Genomic DNA, 1,517 nt, shown 5'->3' on the forward strand with positions numbered 1-1,517 from the left:
CAATCAAGGCAAGGCTACGGCAGGAATCGACCGAGAAGTGGTCAATACCCCTCAGCAGCGAGTGATTCTGGTAAACAACTGGGATGGGGGAAACCTCAAACCAACCCGGAGGGTGGAGATACCAAAACCCAACGGAAAAAAACGACCGCTCGGCATCCCGACCGTGCGCGACAGAATCGAACAGGCAATAGTAAAGAATTCGCTAGAACCCGAATGGGAAGCCGTTTTCGAGCAACACTCGTATGGATTTCGACCGGGTAGAAGCTGTCATGATGCCATAGCTCAATGCTTTATAAGGGTGCAAAATGGCAGAGACAAGTGGGTTCTAGAAGCTGATATCAAGGGATTCTTTGACAACATCGCCCATGAATCCATCCTGTCCATGATGGCTAATTTTCCCAAACGTGAGCTTATCAAAGGATGGTTAAAAGCGGGTTTTGTGTTCCAAGGAAAACTTAATCCCACGGAACAAGGCACACCACAGGGCGGCGTAATATCACCGTTACTTGCCAACATTGGCTTGCATGGCTTAGAAACCTACATAAAAGCCACCAATCCCAAGTTTGGCGTGGTGCGATACGCCGACGATTTCATCGTTACGGCGAGAGACCGAGAAAGTCTCGAAATTGCCCAGAACCTGATTCAAGCATGGATGTCAAAACGAGGTCTTGAACTTAGCACTGAGAAGACGGTAATCACGTCAATGGAAGATGGCTTCGACTTCTTGGGGTTCAACTCCCGACACTACAACGGTAAACTTCTCATCAAGCCATCTAAAAAGAAGGTTTTAGCCTTCTGTAAACGCTTGGGAGAGGAGATAAAAAGCCTAAGTAGCGTAGAACAGGAAGTCCTAATAAAGAGGTTCAATCCAATTCTCAGGGGTTTTGCTAACTACTACAAAGGAGTGGTAAGCAAAGAAACCTTTGGATATATCTCTCACAGGATATGGCAACACCTTTGGCGTTGGGCGAAGCGTAGACATCCCAACAAGAGCAAAAGATGGGTTCGTAAGCGTTACTTCCAGACTACTAAGGGTAATCAATGGGTTTTTGCTTGTACCACAAGCGACAGACGAGGTAAGGACAAAGAACTTGCTCTATACCAAATCGCCTACACCCCCATAGAGCGCCATATAAAAGTCAAAGGTGACGCTAGCCCAGATGACCCCTCGTTAAAAGAGTATTGGCATAAACGCCACCAGAAGCTTGGGAAAACCCGTTTCAATAAAGGTACTAAACTTTATACGATAGCAGAAAACCAAGGCTGGAAATGTCCTAAATGTGGCGAAGCACTATTCAACGGAGAGGAAATCGAAACCCATCATATAGTGCCTGTTACTGAAGGTGGAACGGACGACACGGAAAATCTTCAGCACCTGCACAGCCCGTGCCACAAGCAGGTACATAAAACCCAAGTCAAATCTCGCTTGAAGTAAGGCTTGAGCGCAGTGAGTTGGAAACTCTCATGCTGCGTTCTTAGGGGAGGGGACAGAGGTGACTCTCGAACCTCACCCGACA

1 protein-coding gene is annotated in these 1,517 nt (G+C 47.2%); it reads left to right on the top strand.

Features of this window, described 5'->3' with window-relative positions; translation table 11 throughout:
• A partial coding sequence (gene ltrA / locus QUA16_RS36650) for a group II intron reverse transcriptase/maturase (protein WP_333109758.1) occupies positions 1–1,435 on the top strand: 1,435 nt, incomplete at its 5' end.
• Positions 1,436–1,517 lie beyond the last annotated feature (82 nt).

Origin of the sequence: Microcoleus sp. S13_C3, assembly GCF_036700905.1 — a bacterium.
Taxonomy (GTDB): Bacteria; Cyanobacteriota; Cyanobacteriia; order Cyanobacteriales; family Microcoleaceae; genus Microcoleus.